The organism is Streptomyces sp. NPDC058646, from assembly GCF_042716875.1.
GTDB lineage: Bacteria > Actinomycetota > Actinomycetes > Streptomycetales > Streptomycetaceae > Streptomyces.
This window is the reverse complement of record NZ_JBHXRK010000002.1, coordinates 228,091-247,518: the sequence shown is the minus strand read 5'-3', so window position 1 is coordinate 247,518 and position 19,428 is coordinate 228,091. Positions and strand designations below refer to the sequence as shown.

The following is a 19,428-nucleotide window of genomic DNA, read 5'->3' as shown; positions in this document are numbered from 1 at the left end:
GGCGGCGGGGGCGCGGCGTTCATCCGCCGGCCCGGCCCAGCCGGAACCGCTCCTGCCCGTCGGCGAGTTCCACCAGCGGGGCGGGATAGTCGTAGCGGGCGCGCTCGGGTGCGGGCAGCCGCCAGGGGGTGTGCACGCCGGGGGCGGGCAGTGCGGCCAGCTCGGGCACCCAGCGGTGCACGTAGCGGCCGTCGGGGTCGTAGCGCAGGCCCTGGCGGACGGGGTTGAGGACGCGGTTCGGGCGGGTGTCGGTACCGGTGCCGGCCACCCACTGCCAGTTGAGCTGGTTGTTGGCGAGGTCCCCGTCCACGAGGAGTTCGAGGAAGTGCCGGGCTCCGGTCCGCCAGTCGACGTACAGGGTCTTGGCGAGGAAGCTGGCGGCCAGCAGCCGGCTGCGGTTGTGCATCCAGCCCTCGTGGCGGAGCTGTCGCATGGCCGCGTCGACCACCGGGTAACCGGTCCGGCCCTCCTTCCAGGCCTCGGTCTCCTCCTCGGCGGCGGCGCCGGTGCGCCAGCGGTCCCCGCGGCTGCGGTAGTCCTCGACGGCGGCCCGGGGGCGGGCGGCGAGCACCTGGTGGTGGAAGTCGCGCCAGCACAGCTGCCGGACGAAGGCCTCGGCTCCGGGCCCGGCGGCCCTGCGGGCCCCGTGGACCGCCTCGGCGGGCGAGAGGGTGCCGAAGTGCAGGTGCGGGGAGAGCCGGGAGGTGGCGTCGCCGGCCAGGTCGTCGTGGGTGTCCTCGTAGTGGGTGATGCCGTAGCGCAGCCAGTCCGTGAGGAGGCGCCGGGCCTCGCTCTCGCCGCCGCGGGCGAGGCCCGGGGAGACGCCGGTGACGTCGGAGCGCCGGGGCAGCGGCTCGGAGCCCGGACCGGCGGGTACGCGGACGGCTCGCGGGGCGGCGGCGGGTGCCCGCCCGGGCAGTTCGGACCAGCGGCGGAAGTAGGGCGTGAAGACGGCGAAGTGGTCGGAGCCGGCCGGCAGGACGGCTCCGGGGGCCTGGACGGTGACCACCGAGTCGTGCACGTACAGCCTGCGGCCGTCGCCTTCGAGGGCGTCGCGCAGCCGTTCCTCGCGGGCATGGGCGTACGCGCTGACCCCGGCGGCCATGTGCACCTCGTCGGCGTCGGCCTCCCGTACGAGGGCGCACACCTCGGCGACGACGTCGCCGGAGCGGATCACGAGACGGCCGCCGCGGTCGCGGAGTCCGGCGTCGAGGCCGGCGAGGCAGTCCGCGAGGAAGGCCTGCCGGTTGGGCGGGGCGAAGCCGGCGGCGGCGACGGCGCGGTCCCGGACGAAGAGGGGGACGACCTGGTCGCAGGAGGAGAGGGCCGCGCGCAGCGGCGGATGGTCGTGCAGGCGCAGGTCGGAGGTGTAGAGGACCACCGCGACGTTCATGGGTTCTCGCTCCGCGTTCCGGGGCTGGGGGTCGGCCGGCTGTCGTCGGGTACTTCGGCCGGGGGCGGTCTTCCGGATGCGGGCCGGCTCCGCCGGTGGGGCAGGGGCCGGCGGGGGCTGCCTCGGACCCGGCCGGTCAGGGGGTTTCGGCGTCCAGGTGCTCGGCGGCGCGGGCGATGTTGCGGGCCATGCCGCCGAAGACGACGGCGTGGAAGGGGGACACGCTCCACCAGTAGAGGTGGCCGAGCAGCCCGTGGGGGTGGAAGAGCGCCCGCTGCCGGTACCGGGCACGGCCCGGCGCCGGGGCGGTGGTCCCTCCGGTGCCCGGGGCCGGGGCTTCGGCCGTACCGGGGGCCGGGGCGTCCGGGTCGGGGTCCACGTACATCTCCAGCCAGGCCAGGCCCGGCAGCCGCATCTCGGCGCGCAGGCGCAGCAGACGGCCCGGTTCGATCTCCTCCACCCGCCAGAAGTCGAGGGAGTCCCCCACCCGCAGCCGGGCCGCGTCGCGCCGGCCGCGGCGGATGCCGACCCCGCCGGCCAGCCGGTCGAGCCAGCCCCGTACCGACCAGGCCAGCGGGAAGGAGTACCAGCCGTTCTCGCCGCCGATGCCCTCGACCACCCGCCACAGCGCACCGGCCGGGGCGTCCACGGTCCGCTCCCGCTGGTCCGTGTAGAGGCTGCCGCCGGCCCAGTGGGGGTCGGTGGGCAGCGGGTCGCTCGGCGCGCCGGGAAGCGAGGCCGAGGACCAGCGGGTGACCACGTCGGCCTCCCGTACGCGCCGCAGGGCCAGGTCGAGGGCCTGGTCGAAGCCGATCGGGGTGCCGGGCGGGCCGGTGACGTACCGGGCGATGTCGTTCTCCGCGCAGACGACCTCGTGCCGCAGGGACTCGGCGAGCGGCCGCGCCAGGGCCCGCGGTACCGGGGTGACCAGGCCGATCCAGTGGCTGGACAGCCGCGGGGTGAGCATCGGGACGCGCAGGATGAGCCGGTGGGGCAGCCCCGCGACGACGGCGTAGCGGCGCATCATCTCCTCGTACGTCAGCACGTCCGGCCCGCCGATGTCGAAGGTGCGGTTCACCTCGGGCGGCAGGCCGGCGCAGCCGACGAGGTAGCGCAGGACGTCACGGACGGCGACGGGCTGGCAGCGGGTGGAGACCCAGCTGGGGGTGACCATGACGGGCAGCCGCTCGGTGAGGTAGCGCAGCATCTCGAAGGAGGCGGAGCCGGAGCCGATGATGACGGCGGCGCGCAGCACCGCGGCCGGTACGGCTGCGGCGAGGAGGATCTCGCCGACCTCGGCCCGGGAGCGCAGGTGCGGGGAGAGTTCGCGGTGCGGGATGCCCTCGGGCGTGAGCCCGCCGAGGTACACGATGCGGCCGACCCCGGCGGCGTGGGCCTGCTCGGCGAAGACGCGGGCGGCGGTGCGGTCGCGCTCCTCGAATCCGGGGCCCGAGCTGAGGGCGTGGACCAGGTAGTAGGCGACGTCGATGCCCTGGAGGGCGTCCGCCACGGACCGGGGGTCGGTGACGTCGCCGCGGACGACCTCGGCGCGGCCGGCCCAGGCGTGGTCGCGCAGCTTCTGAGGGGAGCGGGCCAGGCAGCGGACCCGGTGCCCCGCGTCGAGGAGTTCGGGCACCAGCCGCCCTCCGATGTAGCCGGTGGCTCCGGTGACCAGGCAGTTCAGGCCCGTCATGGTCGTCTCCGCTCCTCGCGCGCTCAGTGGTCCCGTACGGGCTTCCCGCCGGCCGGCGGGATCGGATGCGCCGCCCGGATGTGTCCACGGCGTCCGTCGACCGGCTGGGTCCGCCGCAGGGCGGGCGGGTGCCCGCACCCTCCCACCACACCACGGTCCGCATGGTCTGGGCCATTGGTACAGTCGCGGCATGGCGGTGGACGAGCTCGACACCAGAATCCTGCGCCTGCTGATCGAGCAGCCGCGCACCAGCGTCCGCGAGTACGCCCGGCTCCTCGGTGTCGCGCGCGGCACCCTCCAGGCCCGGCTGGACCGGCTGGAGCGGACCGGGGTGATCACCGGGACGGGGCCCGTACTGTCCCCCGCCGCGCTCGGACACCCGGTGCTGGCCTTCGTGCACATCGAGGTCACCCAGGGGCACCTGGACGAGGTCGGCGATGCGCTGGCCGCCGTACCCGAGATCATCGAGGCCTTTTCGATCACCGGCGGCGGAGACCTGCTGACCCGGGTGGCGGCCCGGGACAACGCGCATCTGGAGGACGTGATCCAGCGGCTGATCCGCCTCCCCGGGGTGGTCCGCACCCGGACCGAGGTCGCCCTGCGCGAGCGGGTCGCCCACCGGCTGCTGCCGCTGGTCGAGTCCGTGGGACGGGCAGCCCGCAAAACCTGACAAAATGCATGGGTCAGGACACGGCCGGCAGGACGGGCGCAGCGGATGATCTCCGTCATATTCGATCTCGACGGCACTCTCGTGGACAGCGAGCCGAACTACTACGAGTCCGGGCGCCGCACCCTGGAGCGGCACGGGGTCCCGGAGTTCACCTGGGAGCAGCACTCCCGGTTCATCGGCATCGGAACGCTGGAGACGCTGGAGATCCTGAAGGAGCGGTACGGGATCCGGGCGCCGGTGGAGCAGCTGCTCGCCGAGCAGAACGCGGCCTACCTGGAGCTGGCCCGCACCGGGACCGAGGTCTTCCCGCAGATGCGGAAGTTCGTGGAGCGGCTGTACGCCGAGCGGGTGCCTATGGCCGTGGCCTCCGGTTCCTCGCGCGAGGCGATCGACGCCGTGCTGGCCGGGACCGGCCTGGACGCCGTGCTGACCACGGCGGTGTCCGCCGAGGAGGTCGAGCACGGCAAGCCCGCCCCGGACGTGTTCCTGGAGGCCGCACGCCGGCTGGGTGCGCGGCCCGCCGACTGCGTGGTCGTCGAGGACGCGGCGCCCGGGGCGCTGGCCGCCCGCGCCGCGGGGATGGACTGCGTGGCGGTCCCCTACGTGGCGGCGACGGCGGACGATCCCGCCTTCGCGGGCGCCGGGCTGCTCTTCCCCGCGGGGCAGTGCGGGTTCAGCGCGGACGCGGCGTACGACTGGCTGCTCGCGCGCCGGGAGGGCTGAGGGCCGTCGGCGCGGCCCGGAACCGACTCGCCTCCGGGGGGCCCGCTCCGTCCGCAGCGGGCGCCCGACCAGGCCGGCAGGCGCCGGGGCCCTGCGGCAGCCCCGCTCACCGCGGCCACCGGCAGGGTCCGACTGCCCCCGTGAACTGCCTCTCGGCGGCGCCGGCCGCTCCTACCCTCGGTCCGGGAACAGCGGCGGGCACCGCCGCTCCGCACGAGGAGAGGCCTTGATGAATCCGAAGAAGAACAAGCTGGCGGCCGGTGGCGCCGCGGTGGTGATGGCCGCGGGGATCGCGATCGGTGCGGTCGGGGTGGCCAACGCGGCCCCGTCCTCCCCCGAGCGCATCACCTCCGTGGAGCAGCTGCACGAGAGCCTCGCGCAGGCGGTGGAGCAGGAGCAGGCCGCCGGGCTGCAGGGCACTCTGGGCGGCCCCGTGGGCCGTGAGGTGCTCGAGTCGCACGACGCGATCGACGGCTGACGGGCGGGTGAGCACCGTGGGAAGCGAGCAGTCAGCAGAGACGTCCGCAGACGCGCCGGCGGGCGCATCGCCCGTCACCTGGTGCCCGAGCGGCGAGGCCAGGGCCCCGGAGTCGCTCGTCCTCGGCGTCCGGTCGGGCGAGGGCGGCCGGGTGGCCTACCTCGCCGACCCGGTACCGGCGTCCGAGGTACTGGGCACCCTCCCCGAGGGGATCGCGCCGACCCGGGTCCTGCGGTTCGCCTCGCACTGCGTCTCCGCCTGCGTCAACCGGAGGGGCGACGACTGCGCCCTGGTGGAGAGGGTCCTGACCCTGCCGCCCCCGGCGGACGCCCGCGCGCTCCCACGGTGCCACCTGCGCGCCCGGTGCCAGTGGTGGCAGCAGTCGGGTGTGGACGCCTGCCACCGCTGCCCGGCGGTCACCACGGCCACGTTCCAGGAGGACGAACTCGCCACGCTGGTCGCCGATCCGACGACCACACCGGAACAGCTGGCGGCCTGGATCGCCGCGTCGGCCTGAACGGCGCGGGCACCCCCGTCCCACCGGCACGCCCTGCGCGGCGATCCGCGGCGGGTGTCCCGGTGGGGAAGATCCCGCGACCCCCGCGAGTTGGTAGAACCGTGAACGATATGGCGCGGGACGTGGCGGAGACGGACGTCGTGGTGATCGGCGCCGGGCAGGCGGGCCTGTCCAGTGCGTACCACCTGACGCGGGCGGCGATCGGCCACGTGGTGCTGGACCACGCGCCGCGCCCCGGCGGGGCCTGGCAGTTCCGCTGGCCCTCCCTGACGTACGGCAAGGTCCACGGGATGCACGCCCTGCCCGGCATGGAACTCACCGGCGCCGACCCGCGGAGGCCGTCCTCCGAGGTGGTCCCGGCGTACTTCGCCGCGTACGAACGGCGCTTCGGCCTGCACGTCCGACGCCCCGTGGACGTCACGGCCGTACGCGGCGGAGCGGCCGGAGCCGGGGGCCGGCTGCAGGTGGAGACCTCCGCCGGCACATGGTCCGCGCGCGCCCTGATCAACGCCACGGGAACCTGGGACCGGCCGTTCTGGCCGCGCTACCCGGGCCAGGAGACCTTCCGCGGGCGCCAGCTGCACACCGCGAACTACCCGGGCCCCCAGGAGTTCGCCGGTGCCCGGGTGATCGTGGTGGGCGGCGGGACCTCGGCGGTCCAGCACCTGCTGGAGATCTCCGAGGTGGCGGCCGGGACCACCTGGGTGACCCGGCGGCCCCCGCTCTTCCGCGACGGGAGCTTCGGTGAGGCCGAAGGGCGGGCCGCCGTGGCCCTGGTGGACGAGCGGGTGCGCCGGGGGCTGCCGCCCCGGAGCGTGGTCAGCGTCACCGGACTCCCCCTGAACGAGGCCGTCAGCGCCGGGCTGGCCTCCGGGGTGCTGGACCGCCTGCCCGTGTTCGACCGGATCACCCCCACCGGCGCGGTCTGGGCGGACGGCCGGCGGGTGGACGCGGACGTCATCCTGTGGGCCACCGGCTTCCGCGCGGCCGTCGACCACCTGGCACCGCTGCACCTGCGCGAGCCGGGCGGTGGCATACGCGTCGAGGGGACCAGGGCCGTACGGGACGAACGGATCCACCTCGTCGGCTACGGCCCCTCGGCATCGACCATCGGCGCCAACCGTGCGGGTGGCGCCGCGGTCCGGGCGATCCGCCGGCTGCTGTCCCGGGAGGACGCCGCGGCCGTGCCGGCCTGAACGCAGGGCCCGGCCTGCCGGTCTGCGCTGCCGCTCCGTGCTGCCAGGCCTGCGCTGCCCGTGCTGCCCGTCCGTGCTGCCGCCCGTCGGCGCCCTCACTGCGGCGCCGGCGCCTGGACGGGGAACTCCCGGTCCGGGGTGTCCGCGTCGCGGGCTCCGGGCGTCGGGTACACGCAGCCGGACCGGCGCGGGACGGACCGCTCCTCATTTCCCGGGGGCCGCCCCCGGGAGGGCCGGGGAACCCCCGGTGGCACGGATCCGGTTGAAGTCCGCCACGTGCTTCCTGTGCTCCTCGTACGTCACGGAGAACCGGGTGTCCCCCGGCTTCACGGTGACGAAGTACAGCCAGTCGCCGGGCGTCGGCGCCACCGCGGCCGCCATCGCCTCCAGCCCGGGGCTGTCGATCGGGGTGGGGGGCAGGCCCTGGCGCACGTACGAGTTGAAGGGGCTGTCGATCCGGGTGTCGGCGAGCGTGGTGTCCACCATGCTGCGGTTCAGCGCGTAGTTGAGGGTGGAGTCCATCTGCAGCGGCATCGACTTCGCCAGCCGGTTGTGCACCACCCGTGCGACCTTGCCCATGTCGGCGCGCCGGTCGGCCTCAGCTTCGATGATGCTGGCGAGGGTGGCCGTCTGGTACGGGGTCATCCCGTGGGCCTTGGCGCCGTCCGCCACGGCCTGGGTGGCCAGCTTCTGGTTCGCCGTCCGCACCATGTAGGCGAGGAGGGCGGCCGGGGTGGTCTTCGAGGTCACCGGATACGCGGCCGGGAAGAGGTACCCCTCCGGATTGCCCTTGGCCTCGGCGGGCAGCGCCAGTCCGGCGGTGGCCACGGCGGCCTTGGCGGAACCTGCAGGGAGCTTCAGCTCGCGGTCGACCGCGGCGTAGACCTGGGGGGCCCGCCAGCCTTCGGGGATCACCAGGTGGCGGGGTTTCTCGCGCTCTTCCGCACCGCGCAGCAGCGGTATCAGGACGATCACCCCGAGCGCGAGGAGCGTGCCGAACAGGAGCGCCAGCCGGCCCCGGCGGGTGAGCCGGAAACGGCGCTGCGGCGGCCGGTACTCATGACCCATGCGGGAACGCTAACCCGCGAACCATCACATTTCCGGCAACCGACTCGTCCGCCCGTCATACGATCACACATTCATCGGAGCGAACCGGGTCCCCTGCTCCGGCTCCGACTTCGGCACCGGCTCGGACGCGGACCCCGGAGCCCTGGACGGGTCCGCCTCCGCGGGCAGTGCGGCCTCCCGGTCCCGGCGCACCAGGGCCGCGTACCGGCCGTCCGCCTCCAGCAGTTCCTCGTGCGTACCGCGCTCGGCGATCTTCCCCCCGTCCAGCACCACGATCTGGTCGGCATCGCGGACGGTGGAGAGGCGGTGGGCGATGGTGATGGTGGTACGGCCCGCGGAGAGGTTGTCGATCGCCCGCTGCACCGCGTGCTCGGTGCGGGTGTCGAGGGCGCTGGTGGCCTCGTCCAGGATCAGCACCGGCGGGTCCCGCAGGATGGTCCGGGCGATCGCCAGGCGCTGCTTCTCCCCGCCGGAGAAGCGGTAGCCCCGCTCACCGACCAGGGTGTCGTACCCGTCGGGAAGGGACACGATGTGGTCGTGGATCTGGGCCGCCCGGGCCGCCTCGGCTATCTCCTCGTCGGTGGCGTCGGGCTTGGCGAAGCGCAGGTTGTCGGCGACCGAGGCGTGGAAGAGGTAGGTCTCCTGGGAGACCACCCCGACGGAGCGGGCCAGCGAGTCGAAGTCGAGGTCGCGCACGTCCACGCCGTCGATGGCGACCCGGCCGCCGGTGACGTCGTAGAGCCGGGGCACGAGGTAGCTGAGCGTGCTCTTGCCGGAGCCGGTCGGGCCGACGACGGCGAGGGAACCGCCGGCCGGGACCGTGATGTCGATGCCCTTCAGGGTGGCCCCGTGCTTGGTGTCGTAGGCGAAGTCCACGCCCTCCAGCCGGACCTCGCCCCGGGCCCGCTCCAGCCGTACCGCGTCCTCGCGCTCGGTGATGTCCACCGGCAGGTCGAGGTACTCGAAGATGCGGGCGAACAGGGCGAGCGAGGTCTGGATCTGCACCCCGGTCGACAGCAGGCTCACGGCGGGCCGGAAGAGTCCCTGCTGGAGGGTGACGAAGGCGACGAGGGTACCGACGGAGAGGGACGGGGCACCCGACTGCAGGGCTATGCCCGCGGCCCAGTAGATGAGCGCGGGCATGGCGGCCATCACGATGCCGATGGTGGACATGCGCCAGCGCCCGGCCATGCTGGAGCGCACTTCGAGGCCGACGAGCTTCTCCGACTCCTCGGAGAACGCGGAGGTCAGCGAATCGGAACGGCCCATGGTGCGGCCCAGGAGGATGCCGCTGACCGACAGGGACTCGGTGACCGTCGCGGCCATGGCGGCCATCTGCTTCTGCCGCTGGAACGTGATCCTCTTGCGCTCGCTGCCGACCCGGCGGCTGATCCACACGAACACGGGCAGCAGGAGCAGGGACACGACGGTGAGCCGCCAGTCGAGGGCGAGCATGGCGACGACGGTGGCGATGACGGCCGTGAGGTTGGAGACCAGGGAGGTCGCCGTCGAGGTGACGGTGGCCTGCATGCCGCCGATGTCGTTGGCGATGCGGGACTGCACCTCGCCGGTGCGCGTCCGGGTGAAGAAGGCCAGCGGCATCCGCTGGAGCTGGGCGTAGACGGCGGTGCGCAGGTCGTGCATGACGCGCTGGCCGACGGTCGTGGAGATCAGCGTCTGGAGCACGCCGAAGACGCTCGTGACGACGGCCGTGAGGATCATGCCGAGCGCAAGGAGGCTGAGCAGCCCGGTGCGGCCCTGCGGGATCGCGACGTCGAGTATCTCCTTCAGCAGGAACGGCGAGGCGACGCCGACCAGCGAGGAGGCGCCGACGAGCAGGCCGACGACGGCGAGCCGGCCGCGGTAGGGCCGGAAGAGACCCACGATGCGGCGCAGCTCCCGCGGCCGCTCCGCCGGATCCGGGCGCGTGGGGTCGAGGGATTCTTTCGATGGGATCCAATTCGGTTCTTCGGGGCGCATGGGCCTCCTTCCGACGAGACTCGAATGAGCATAGCTCATTGTTACCTATGCTCACTATGAATCTGGTCCTGATACTGTTTTCCAGTATGAGGACCTCCCCCGAGACCGACACCACGGACGGCGTGCTCGCGGAGCAGCTGCTGCGCCTGACCCGGCGGCTCCACCGCATCCAGAAGCGCCATCTGGAGCCCCTCGGCATCACTCCGGCCCAGTCCCGGCTGCTGCGTCTGGTCTCGCACGTCGACGGCGGGGAGCCCCCCCGAATGGCGGACCTCGCCGCCCGCCTCGAAGTGGTGCCGCGCGCCGTGACCACCCTCGTGGACGGGCTGGAGGCGGCCGGGTGCGTACGGCGCGTGCCCGACCCCGCGAACCGGCGGGTCATAAGGATCGAGCTCACCGACACGGGCCGCGCCACGCTGCGCCGCCTGCGCAACGCGCGGACGGACGCGGCGGAGGAGATCCTGGCTCCGTTGACCGCCGACCAGCGCGAGGTGCTCGGCGGCCTGCTGGACGCTCTGACGGACGCCCCCGCGGAGCGCCGCTGCTGAGGAGGCCGCGCGGTGACCGCGCCGGCCGCGAACAGGCGAGGGGTCGCACATGCCGCTGCTGGAACCGGACCCGGGGACCCTGCTCCCGCACGGCACCGCCCGACCCGCCCCCGACCGGGTGCCCGCGCACCGGTCGGCCGGCACGCCGGAGCCGCTGCGCAGCGAACTGTGCGAGCTGCTGGGCGCCGGGAAGGTGCTGTGGAAGGTCTCGGACCTCGTCCGCTACGCGTCGGACGCCTCGCCCTACCGCTTCGTTCCGCAGGTCGTCGTGGTCGCCGAGGACATCGACGACGTCTCCGCTGTCCTCTCGTACGCCCGCGCCAGACAGCGCGACGTCGTCTTCCGCGCCGCCGGGACCTCGCTCAACGGGCAGGCCCAGGGCGAGGACATCCTCGTCGACGTACGCCGCCACTGGGCCGGGACCGAGCTGCTCGACGGGGGACGGCTCGCCCGCATCCGGCCCGGCACCACCGTCGTGCGGGCCAATGCCGCCCTCGCCCGCCACGGCCGGATCCTGGGCCCCGACCCGGCAAGTGCCCTCGCCTGCACCCTGGGCGGGGTGGTGGCGAACAACGCCTCGGGCATGACGGCCGGGACCACGAGGAACGCGTACCGCACGCTCTCCTCCCTGACCCTCGTCCTGCCCGGCGGCACCGTGGTGGACACGGCCGACCCGCTGGCCGACGAGGAGCTGGCACGCGCCGAACCGGCGCTGTGCCGCGGGCTGATGGACATCAAGGGGGAGATCGAGGCCGATCCGGCACTCGTCGCCCGGATCCGCACCAAGTACGAGATCAAGAACACCACCGGATACCGGCTCGACGCCTACCTCGACGGGAACACCCCCGTGGAGATCCTGCGCGGGCTGATGGTCGGTTCGGAAGGCACCCTCGGCTTCATCGCCGAGGTCGTCTTCGACACCCTGCCGCTGGACCGCGAGCTGACCAGCGCCCTGCTCTTCTTCCCGTCCCTCACCGCCGCGGCGGCCGCCGTACCCCGGTTCAACGAGGCCGGGGCGGCCGCCGTCGAGCTGATGGACGGCAACACCCTGCGCGCCTCCGTCAGCGTGGCGGGCGTCCCCGCCGACTGGGCGGACCTGCCCGGGCGGACGGCCGCCCTGCTGGTGGAGTTCCGGGCTCCGGACGCAGCCGGCCGGGCCGTGTACGAGCGCCGGGCGGCCGAGGCCCTCGCCGGCCTCGACCTGGTCTCCCCGGTGGCATCCGTCACGAACGCCTTCACCCGGGACGCGGGAACCATCGCCGGCTGGTGGAAGGCCCGCAAGGCCTTCGTCACCGCGGTCGGCGGCGCCCGCGCCCGCGGCACCACCCTGATCACCGAGGACTTCGCGGTACCGCCGTCCCGGCTGGCCGAGGCCTGCGAGGCGCTCCTCGAACTCCAGGCGCGGCACGGGTTCGACGCGGCCGTGGCCGGTCACGCGGCCCACGGCAACCTGCACTTCCTGCTCGCCTTCGACGCCGCCCTGCCCGCCGACGTCGAGCGCTACGCGGCCTTCATGGACGCGTTCTGCCGGCTCACCGTGGAGCGTTTCGACGGGTCCTTGAAGGCCGAGCACTCCACCGGCCGCAACATGGCCCCCTTCCTGGAACTGGAGTGGGGCCCCGAGGCGACCGAACTGATGTGGCGCACGAAGCGGACCCTCGACCCGGACGGGGTGCTCGCCCCGCGCGTCCTCCTCGACCGCGACCCGCGGGCCCACCTGCGCGGTCTGAAGACCATCCCGCAGGTGGAGGCGGTCGCCGACCCGTGCATCGAGTGCGGGTTCTGCGAGCCGACGTGCCCCAGCGAGGAGCTGACGACCACGCCGCGCCAGCGGATCGTGCTGCGCCGCGAGATGACCCGCCAGCAGCCCGGCTCCCCGGTACTGGACGCCCTGCTCGGCTCCTACGGCTACGACGCCGTGGACACCTGCGCGGGCGACTCCACCTGCAGGCTCGCCTGCCCGGTCGGCATCGACACCGGCGCCCTGATGAAGGACTTCCGGCACCGGCGGCACAGCCCGCGCCAGGAGCGCGCGGCCGCGGTGGCCGCGCGCCGCTTCGGGGCCGTCGAGGCGGCGGCCCGGCTGGCCGTGGCCGCCGCCGGCAAGATCGGCGACCGGGTCGGGGACCACCTGCTGGAAGCGGTCACGGGCGCCGCGCGCAGGGCCGTACGACCCGGCCTCGTACCGCAGTGGCTGCCCCAGATCCCCGCCGCCGCGCGCCCCCTGCCCGCCACCGGGCGGGCGGGCGCCTCGGCCGTGTACTACCCGGCCTGCGTCAACCGGATCTTCGGCGGCCCCGCGGACCGGAGCGGCCCCACCCTCCCGGAGGCCGTGGTGGCCGTGTCGCAGCGGGCCGGACGGCCCGTGTGGATCCCCCGCGACGTGCACGGCACCTGCTGCGCGACGATCTGGCACTCCAAGGGCTACGAGGAGGGCAGCCGGGTGATGGCCAACCGCATCGTGGAGGCCGCCTGGGGCTGGACGGCCGGCGGCCGGCTGCCGCTGGTGGCCGACGCCTCCTCGTGCACGCTGGGCCTCGCGCGCGAGGTGCTCCCGTACCTGACGCCCGACAACCGGGAGCTCCACGCGGAGCTGCGGATTCTCGACTCCGTCGTGTGGGCGGCGCAGGAGCTGCTGCCCCGCCTGGAGATCCGCCGCACGGTGGGTTCCGCGGTGCTCCACCCCACCTGCTCCATGCAGCACCTGGGTGACGAGGCGCAGCTGCGGACGGTCGCCGAGGCGTGCGCCCGCGAAGTGGTGGTCCCGCAGGACGCGGGCTGCTGCGCCTTCGCGGGCGACCGCGGCATGCTGCACCCCGAGCTGACGGCCTCGGCCACGGCCCGTGAGGCCGCGGAGGTGACGGCGCGGGAATTCGACGCGCACCTGTCGGCGAACCGGATGTGCGAAGTGGGCATGGACCGGGCCACCGGCCGGAGCTACTACTCCGCCCTGCTCGAACTGGAGCGCGCCACCCGTCCCTGACCGAGGCTCTGACCTGCTGCGACGCGGGACGCCACCGCCGCAAGGCTGTTCGCCGGAGCCCTCGGACGACGGAAAATCGATTGCCGCGACCAGGTCCGGAAGACGAACCTTGCACTGTTTGGGCCACTCGACCAGTCATGGGGCGTCATGCAGATCAGCGATCTTCCGTATCCGGACCCCGGGGTGCCCGACACCCGTTCCGGTCCCCGTTTCCTGGTCTGGCTGGGGCGGGGGCAGATCGGAGGGCAGCTGAAGAGCCTGGCCTGGGGGCTGGTGCACTTCTCCGGGATCGCGGGGCTGCCGTACGCCGTGGGTCTGGGCGTCGACGCGGTCGTCGACCGCGACACCAACCGGCTCCTGCTCGTCGGCGGCCTGCTCGTGGTGCTGGGCGTCGCCATCTCGGTCGGCGACGCGATGCTGCACCGCACCGCCGTCACCAACTGGATCACCGCCGCCGCGCGCGTGCAGCAGCTGCTGGCGCGCAGGACCGCGGAGCTGGGCTCCGCCCTGACCCGCCGGGTCGCCGCGGGCGAGGTGGTCGCCGTGTCCACCTCGGACGTGGAGAAGATCGGCTGGTTCGTCGAGGCGGTCTCCCGTTTCCTGGCCGCAGTCTTCGCCGTGGTCCTGGTCTGCGTGGGCCTGATGTTCTACGCCCCCGAACTGGGTGTGGTCGTGGCCATCGGCGTCCCCGTGGTCGCGCTGGCCGCGCTCCCGCTGCTGCCGCGCGCCACCCAGCGCGCCGACGTCCAGCGCGACAAGGCGGGCAAGGCCACCGAACTGGCCTCCGACACCGTTGCCGGGCTGCGCGTACTGCGCGGCATCGGCGGCGAGGAGCTGTTCCTCGGCCGCTACCGCGAAGCCTCCCAGGAGGTGCGCACGGCCGCTGTGCACAGTGCCCGGATGTGGGCGCTGATCTCCGCGATCCAGGTGCTGCTGCCGGGTGCGCTGATGATCACGGTGGTCTGGTACGGCGCCGCGCTCGTCCTGGACGGGCGCATCGCGGTGGGCGAACTCGTCGCGGCCTTCAGCGCGGTGGCCACCCTGCTCTACCCGCTGCGGCACTTCGAGGAGATCGCGATGGCGTACTCCTTCTCGCGTCCCTCCGCCCAACGGGCCGCTCACGTGCTGTCCCTGACCCGTACGGACGCCGCCGGCGAGGGGCCCGGGTCCGCCGGGACGGCGCAGGCCCCCGCACCGGGCGGGGACCTGTACGACCCGGGGACCGGACTGCTTGCCCCCGCCGGCCGGTTCACCGCCGTCGTGTGCGGGGATCCGGACCTGGCGGGGCGGCTCGCGGAACGCCTCGGCGGCCACCCCGTGGACGACGAGGCGGCCGGCGACGGCGACGAACCCTCGGTGCTCCTCGGCGGGGTCGCACTGGACGACCTCGCGCTGGACACCGCGCGCACCCTGGTCCTCGTCCAGGACAAGGACCCGGTGCTGCTCTCGGGCACGCTGCGCGAGCTGTTCGAGGTGCCCGCGTCCGGAGCGGTCGAGGCGCGGGACGCGCTGGAGGCCGCCCAGTGCGCGGACGTGCTCGACGCCCTGCTGCAATCGGCGCCGGACGGGGTCCTCGACGCCATGGACGCGCGGATCACCGAGCGCGGACGGTCCCTGTCCGGGGGCCAGCGCCAACGGCTGGCCCTGGCGCGGTCCCTGGTCACCGACCCGGAGGTGCTGGTCCTGGACGAGCCGACCTCCGCGGTCGACTCGCACACCGAGGCCCGGATCGCCGACGGTGTCGCGGCCCTGCGCGCCGGACGCACCACCGTGGTCATGGCGTCCTCGCCCCTGCTGCTGGACCGGGCCGACCGGGTGGTCCTCATCCACGACGGCGCGGTCGCCGCGGTCGGCACGCACCGTGAACTGCTGCGCGACGAACCGCTCTACCGGGCGGTCGTCACCCGGGAGACGGAGGAGGAGCAGCGGCTCGCACGGCGGGAACTGGACCGGCTCGAAGAAGCACTCACAGAGATCGAGGAATCAGCATGATCGGCGTAGCGCCGCCGGAGTACGACCCGGCGGCTCCCGAGACGGCCGCGACCCTGCCCGTGGGCACGTCGGAGACCGTACGGGGCTATGTGCGCGGCCTGTTCCGGCGGCACCGGCGGGCCTTCCTCGCGCTGGTGTCGGTCAACGCGGTCGCGGTGATCGCCTCCATGGCCGGCCCGTACCTGCTGGGCCGGGTCGTGGACGGCCTCGCGGCGGGGGCGCGCGAACTCCATCTCGGGCGTGTGGCGCTGCTGTTCGCGCTGGCGCTCGTCGTGCAGGCGCTGTTCGTCCGGCTGGTACGGCTGCGCGGCGCGATGCTCGGCGAGGAGATGCTGGCCGATCTGCGCGAGGACTTCCTGGTGCGCTCGGTGGCGCTGCCGCCGGGCGTACTGGAGCGGGCCGGTACGGGTGATCTGCTGTCCCGGATCACCACCGACATCGACCGGCTGGCGAACGCGATGCGCGAGGCCGTGCCGCAGCTGGCCATCGGCGTGGTGTGGGTGGGGCTCCTGTTCGGCGCGCTCGCCGTCACCGCTCCGCCGCTGGCGCTGGCCGCGCTGGTGGCGCTGCCGGTCCTGGTGATCGGCTGCCGCTGGTACTTCCGGCGGGCGCCTTCGGCGTACCGCTCGGAGTCGGCCGGGTACGCGGCGGTGGCGGCCTCGCTCACCGAGACCGTGGACGCGGGCCGCACGGTGGAGGCCCACCGCCTCGGCCCGGAGCGGATCGCTCTGTCGGAACGGCAGATCACCCGGTGGGTGGCGTGGGAGCGGTACACGCTGTTCCTGCGGACGGTCCTCTTCCCGGTCGTCAACGTCACGTACATGACGATCCTCGGCTCCGTGCTGATGATCGGCGGCTACTGCGTGATCCAGGGCTGGATGTCGGTGGGGCAGCTGACCACCGGTGCGCTGCTGGCACAGATGATGGTCGATCCGATCGGCCTGATCCTGCGCTGGTACGACGAGTTGCAGGTCGCCCAGGTCTCGCTGGGCCGCCTGGTGGGCGTGCGGGAGATCGAGCCGGACGCGGGCGATGCGAAGGTGGTGCCCGAGGGCCGGGACGTACGCGCGCAGGAGGTCCACTTCGGCTACCGGGAGGGCGTGGACGTCCTGCACCAGGTGTCGATGTCCGTACCGCCGGGCACGCGGATGGCGCTGGTCGGCCCCTCGGGAGCGGGCAAGTCCACCTTGGGCCGGCTGCTGGCGGGGATCTACGCGCCCCGGGCCGGCGAGGTCACCCTGGGCGGGGCGCGGCTGTCGCACATGCCGGCGGAGCGGGTGCGCGAGCACGTGGCGCTGGTCAACCAGGAGCACCACGTCTTCGTGGGCTCGCTGCGTGACAACCTGCGGCTCGCCAGGACGGGCGCCGGGGACACGGAGCTCTGGGCGGCGCTGACCGCGGTGGACGCGGACGGCTGGGCCCGGGCCCTCGATGCGGGCCTGGACACGGCGGTCGGCTCCGGCGGTACGTCGCTGACTCCGGCGCAGGCCCAGCAGGTCGCCCTGGCCCGGCTGGTCCTCGCGGACCCGCACACCCTGGTGCTGGACGAGGCCACGTCGCTGCTGGACCCGCGCGCGGCGCGGCACTTGGAGCGCTCGCTGGCCCGGGTGCTGGACGGGCGCACGGTCATCGCCATCGCCCACCGGCTGCACACCGCGCACGACGCGGATGTGATCGCGGTGGTCGAGGCGGGCCGCATCAGCGAACTCGGCTCCCACGACGAGCTGGTCGCCGCGGACGGCGCCTACGCGGCCCTGTGGCGTTCCTGGCACGGCTGATCCCGGACGGCGGCGGGCCGTGAGGGCCGCCGCCACGAGGGGACACGCGGGGGAAGGGGTTGCGGTGGAGGGCCTTCGGGGGAGGTCCCGTCCGCCCGCAGGGGGTGCTCAGGGCAAAAAAAGAGTGCCCTCTGCGGGGCACTCTTAACTTATAGCCCATGGGGGGGCTTGCCGCAAGGCCCTGGTGCTGTCGCAGAATCATGCACCTAAGTCACCTGCGGAAACGGGAGTTTCACTCAGTGCATTCGCTGACCACCAGTGCGTTCGACCTTCCCGACCACCTCTCCCCCAAGGCCGACCCGAGGCTGATCGACCGCGACGAGCAGCACTTCGCGGCCGTCGCCGCGAGCCTCGAAGAGGCGATCGCCGACGTGTCCGACCGCCTCGCCGCCGCGCGCAGGGCGCCCGGCGGCGCCGGCCGGGAAGCGATGGACCGGGACGTGGAGATCCACCGGCTGACCGGTCGCCTGCGGGCCCTGCGCCGCTTCGGCCTGGACCTGTGCCTCGGGCACGTCGTCAGTGCGGACAGCCCCGAACCCCTGTACATCGGACGGCTCGGCCTCACCGACAGCACGGGGCGCCGGCTGCTGGTCGACTGGCGCTCGCCCGCGGCCGAACCGTTCTTCGCGGCGACCCACGCCGACCCGATGGGTCTGGCGAGCCGCCGCAGGTACCGCTGGACCCGCGGCCGGATCAGCGATTACTGGGACGAGGTGTTCACCTCGGACGGGCTCGAAGGGCACGCCGCGCTCGACGACCAGTCCGCCTTCATCGCCAGCCTGGGCAGCGACCGGTCGTCCCGGATGCGTGACGTGCTCGGCACCATCCAGGCCGATCAGGACGCCATCATCCGGGCGGGTTCCCGCGGCGCCCTCGTCGTCGACGGCGGTCCGGGTACGGGCAAGACCGTCGTCGCCCTGCACCGCACCGCCCACCTGCTCTACTCCGATCCCCGCCTGGGCCACCGCCGGGGCGGCGTGCTGTTCGTCGGCCCGCACCGGCCCTACCTGGACTACGTGGCCGACGTCCTTCCCAGCCTCGGTGAGGAGGGCGTGCAGACCTGCACCCTGCGGGACCTCGTCGACGAGGGAGCCGCGGCGGCGCTCGAGCGCGACCCGGCCGTGGCCCGGCTGAAGGCGTCCGCGGACATGGTGAGGGCGATCGAGCCCGCCGTCCGCATCTACGAGGAGCCGCCCGCCAAGGGGATGACGGTCGAGACCCCCTGGTCCGACATCTGGCTCAGCGCCGACGACTGGGCGGCGGCGTTCAAGGCACCGGAGGCGGGTACTCCGCACAACGAGGCGCGTGACCAGATCTGGGACGAGCTGGTCACCATCCTCCTGGACAAGCAGGACGACGACGAGGTGCCGCCCGCACTGTTCCGCAAGACGCTGCTGCAGAACAGGGAGCTGGTCACCACCCTCAACCGTGCCTGGCCGATGCTCGAGGCGACCGACCTCGTCGGAGACCTCTGGGAGGTGCCCGCCTACCTGCGCAAGTGCGCTCCCTGGCTCGGCCCCGACGAGGTGCGCAAGCTCCAGCGCGAGGACCCCCGGGCCTGGACGGTGTCCGACCTCCCGCTGCTGGACGCGGCCCGGCAGCGGCTCGGCGACCCGGAGGCGTCCCTGCGCAAGCGCCGGCGTGACGCCTCCGTCGCCGCCGAACGCGCGCGCATGGCCCACGTCATCGACAGCGTGATCGAGGCCGACGCCGACGGTGAAGGCGCGGTGACGATGCTGCGCGGAAAGGACCTGCAGGACAGTCTGATCGACGAGACGGTTCTGCCCGCCGCCGACCGGGACCTGCTCGCCGGTCCGTTCGCGCACATCGTCGTGGACGAGGCCCAGGAACTGACCGACGCTGAGTGGCAGATGCTGCTGCTGCGCTGCCCGTCCCGGAGCTTCACCATCGTCGGGGACCGCGCCCAGGCCAGGCACGGGTTCACGGAGTCGTGGCAGGAACGGCTGGAGCGGATCGGTCTCGACCGGATCGGACTGGCTTCGCTCGGCATCAACTACCGGACACCGGAAGAGGTCATGGCGGAAGCCGAGCCCGTCATCCGGGCCGTGCTCCCGGACGCCAACGTACCGGCCTCCATCCGCAGCAGCGGCATCCCCGTCGTGCACGGATCCGTCGCGGACCTGGGCCCGGTCCTCGACACCTGGCTCGCCGCACACACCGACGGGATCGCCTGCGTCATCGGCGATCCCACCTTCCGGGCGACGTCCCGCGTCCGCTCGCTGACCCCGGGGCTGTCGAAGGGGCTGGAGTTCGACCTGGTCGTCCTCGTCGACCCGGACGCCTTCGGCGAGGGCGTCGAAGGAGCGGTCGACCGCTACGTCGCCATGACCCGGGCGACCAAGCAGCTCGTCGTCCTCACGAGCCCCTGAGGCCCCGGTGAGGGAGGGC

14 protein-coding genes are annotated in these 19,428 nt (G+C 73.7%); 10 read left to right on the top strand and 4 right to left on the bottom strand.

Annotation, left to right across the window (positions count from 1 at the left end):
• Positions 1 to 19: 19 nt before the first annotated feature.
• Complete coding sequence (locus tag ACFWUZ_RS04580) at positions 20 to 1,393, bottom strand: cryptochrome/photolyase family protein (protein ID WP_384366930.1); 1,374 nt, start codon at positions 1,391 to 1,393, stop codon at positions 20 to 22.
• Between the two features lie 136 nt (positions 1,394 to 1,529).
• On the bottom strand, positions 1,530 to 3,086 hold the full coding sequence (locus ACFWUZ_RS04575; protein ID WP_384366927.1) for an SDR family oxidoreductase: 1,557 nt from the start codon (positions 3,084 to 3,086) through the stop codon (positions 1,530 to 1,532).
• Between the two features lie 190 nt (positions 3,087 to 3,276).
• Here ACFWUZ_RS04575 and ACFWUZ_RS04570 point away from each other — a divergent pair, with 190 nt between their 5' ends.
• The 5 genes from ACFWUZ_RS04570 to ACFWUZ_RS04550 all read left to right on the top strand — a co-directional run bounded on the left by ACFWUZ_RS04570 (position 3,277) and on the right by ACFWUZ_RS04550 (position 6,670).
• Complete coding sequence (locus tag ACFWUZ_RS04570) at positions 3,277 to 3,756, top strand: Lrp/AsnC family transcriptional regulator (protein WP_384366924.1); 480 nt, start codon at positions 3,277 to 3,279, stop codon at positions 3,754 to 3,756.
• A 45-nt stretch (positions 3,757 to 3,801) separates the two neighbouring features.
• Entirely contained in the window at positions 3,802 to 4,479 is a 678-nt protein-coding gene (locus ACFWUZ_RS04565; protein WP_384366921.1) for an HAD family hydrolase, read from the top strand.
• 229 nt (positions 4,480 to 4,708) lie between these two features.
• On the top strand, positions 4,709 to 4,957 hold the full coding sequence (locus tag ACFWUZ_RS04560) for a hypothetical protein (RefSeq protein WP_384366918.1): 249 nt from the start codon (positions 4,709 to 4,711) through the stop codon (positions 4,955 to 4,957).
• Between the two features lie 16 nt (positions 4,958 to 4,973).
• Positions 4,974 to 5,474, top strand: a complete 501-nt coding sequence (locus ACFWUZ_RS04555; protein ID WP_384366915.1) for a hypothetical protein — start codon at positions 4,974 to 4,976, stop codon at positions 5,472 to 5,474.
• A gap of 110 nt (positions 5,475 to 5,584) precedes the next feature.
• Positions 5,585 to 6,670 (top strand): NAD(P)-binding domain-containing protein, encoded by a 1,086-nt coding sequence (locus ACFWUZ_RS04550; protein WP_384366912.1) that lies wholly within the window; start codon positions 5,585 to 5,587, stop codon positions 6,668 to 6,670.
• A 204-nt stretch (positions 6,671 to 6,874) separates the two neighbouring features.
• Here the strand turns inward: ACFWUZ_RS04550 and mltG are convergent, their stop codons facing one another.
• Positions 6,875 to 7,738 (bottom strand): endolytic transglycosylase MltG, encoded by an 864-nt coding sequence (mltG, locus tag ACFWUZ_RS04545; RefSeq protein ID WP_384366909.1) that lies wholly within the window; start codon positions 7,736 to 7,738, stop codon positions 6,875 to 6,877.
• Positions 7,739 to 7,801: 63 nt separating this feature from the next.
• Entirely contained in the window at positions 7,802 to 9,718 is a 1,917-nt protein-coding gene (locus tag ACFWUZ_RS04540) for an ABC transporter ATP-binding protein (protein WP_384366906.1), read from the bottom strand.
• An 86-nt stretch (positions 9,719 to 9,804) separates the two neighbouring features.
• Between ACFWUZ_RS04540 and ACFWUZ_RS04535 the strand changes: the two genes are divergently transcribed.
• The 5 genes from ACFWUZ_RS04535 to helR all read left to right on the top strand — a co-directional run bounded on the left by ACFWUZ_RS04535 (position 9,805) and on the right by helR (position 19,409).
• Positions 9,805 to 10,266, top strand: a complete 462-nt coding sequence (locus ACFWUZ_RS04535; RefSeq protein ID WP_384366903.1) for a MarR family winged helix-turn-helix transcriptional regulator — start codon at positions 9,805 to 9,807, stop codon at positions 10,264 to 10,266.
• A 49-nt stretch (positions 10,267 to 10,315) separates the two neighbouring features.
• Positions 10,316 to 13,249: an FAD-binding and (Fe-S)-binding domain-containing protein gene (locus ACFWUZ_RS04530; RefSeq protein WP_384366900.1), complete on the top strand. Its 2,934-nt coding sequence runs from the start codon at positions 10,316 to 10,318 to the stop codon at positions 13,247 to 13,249.
• Between the two features lie 147 nt (positions 13,250 to 13,396).
• Entirely contained in the window at positions 13,397 to 15,241 is a 1,845-nt protein-coding gene (locus ACFWUZ_RS04525) for an ABC transporter transmembrane domain-containing protein (protein ID WP_384366897.1), read from the top strand.
• Complete coding sequence (locus ACFWUZ_RS04520; RefSeq protein WP_384366894.1) at positions 15,238 to 17,019, top strand: ABC transporter ATP-binding protein; 1,782 nt, start codon at positions 15,238 to 15,240, stop codon at positions 17,017 to 17,019. The genes ACFWUZ_RS04525 and ACFWUZ_RS04520 overlap by 4 nt, the downstream gene beginning before the upstream one ends.
• Before the next feature lie 239 nt (positions 17,020 to 17,258).
• Positions 17,259 to 19,409: an RNA polymerase recycling motor ATPase HelR gene (gene helR, locus ACFWUZ_RS04515; RefSeq protein ID WP_384366891.1), complete on the top strand. Its 2,151-nt coding sequence runs from the start codon at positions 17,259 to 17,261 to the stop codon at positions 19,407 to 19,409.
• The last annotated feature ends 19 nt before the right edge of the window (positions 19,410 to 19,428 follow it).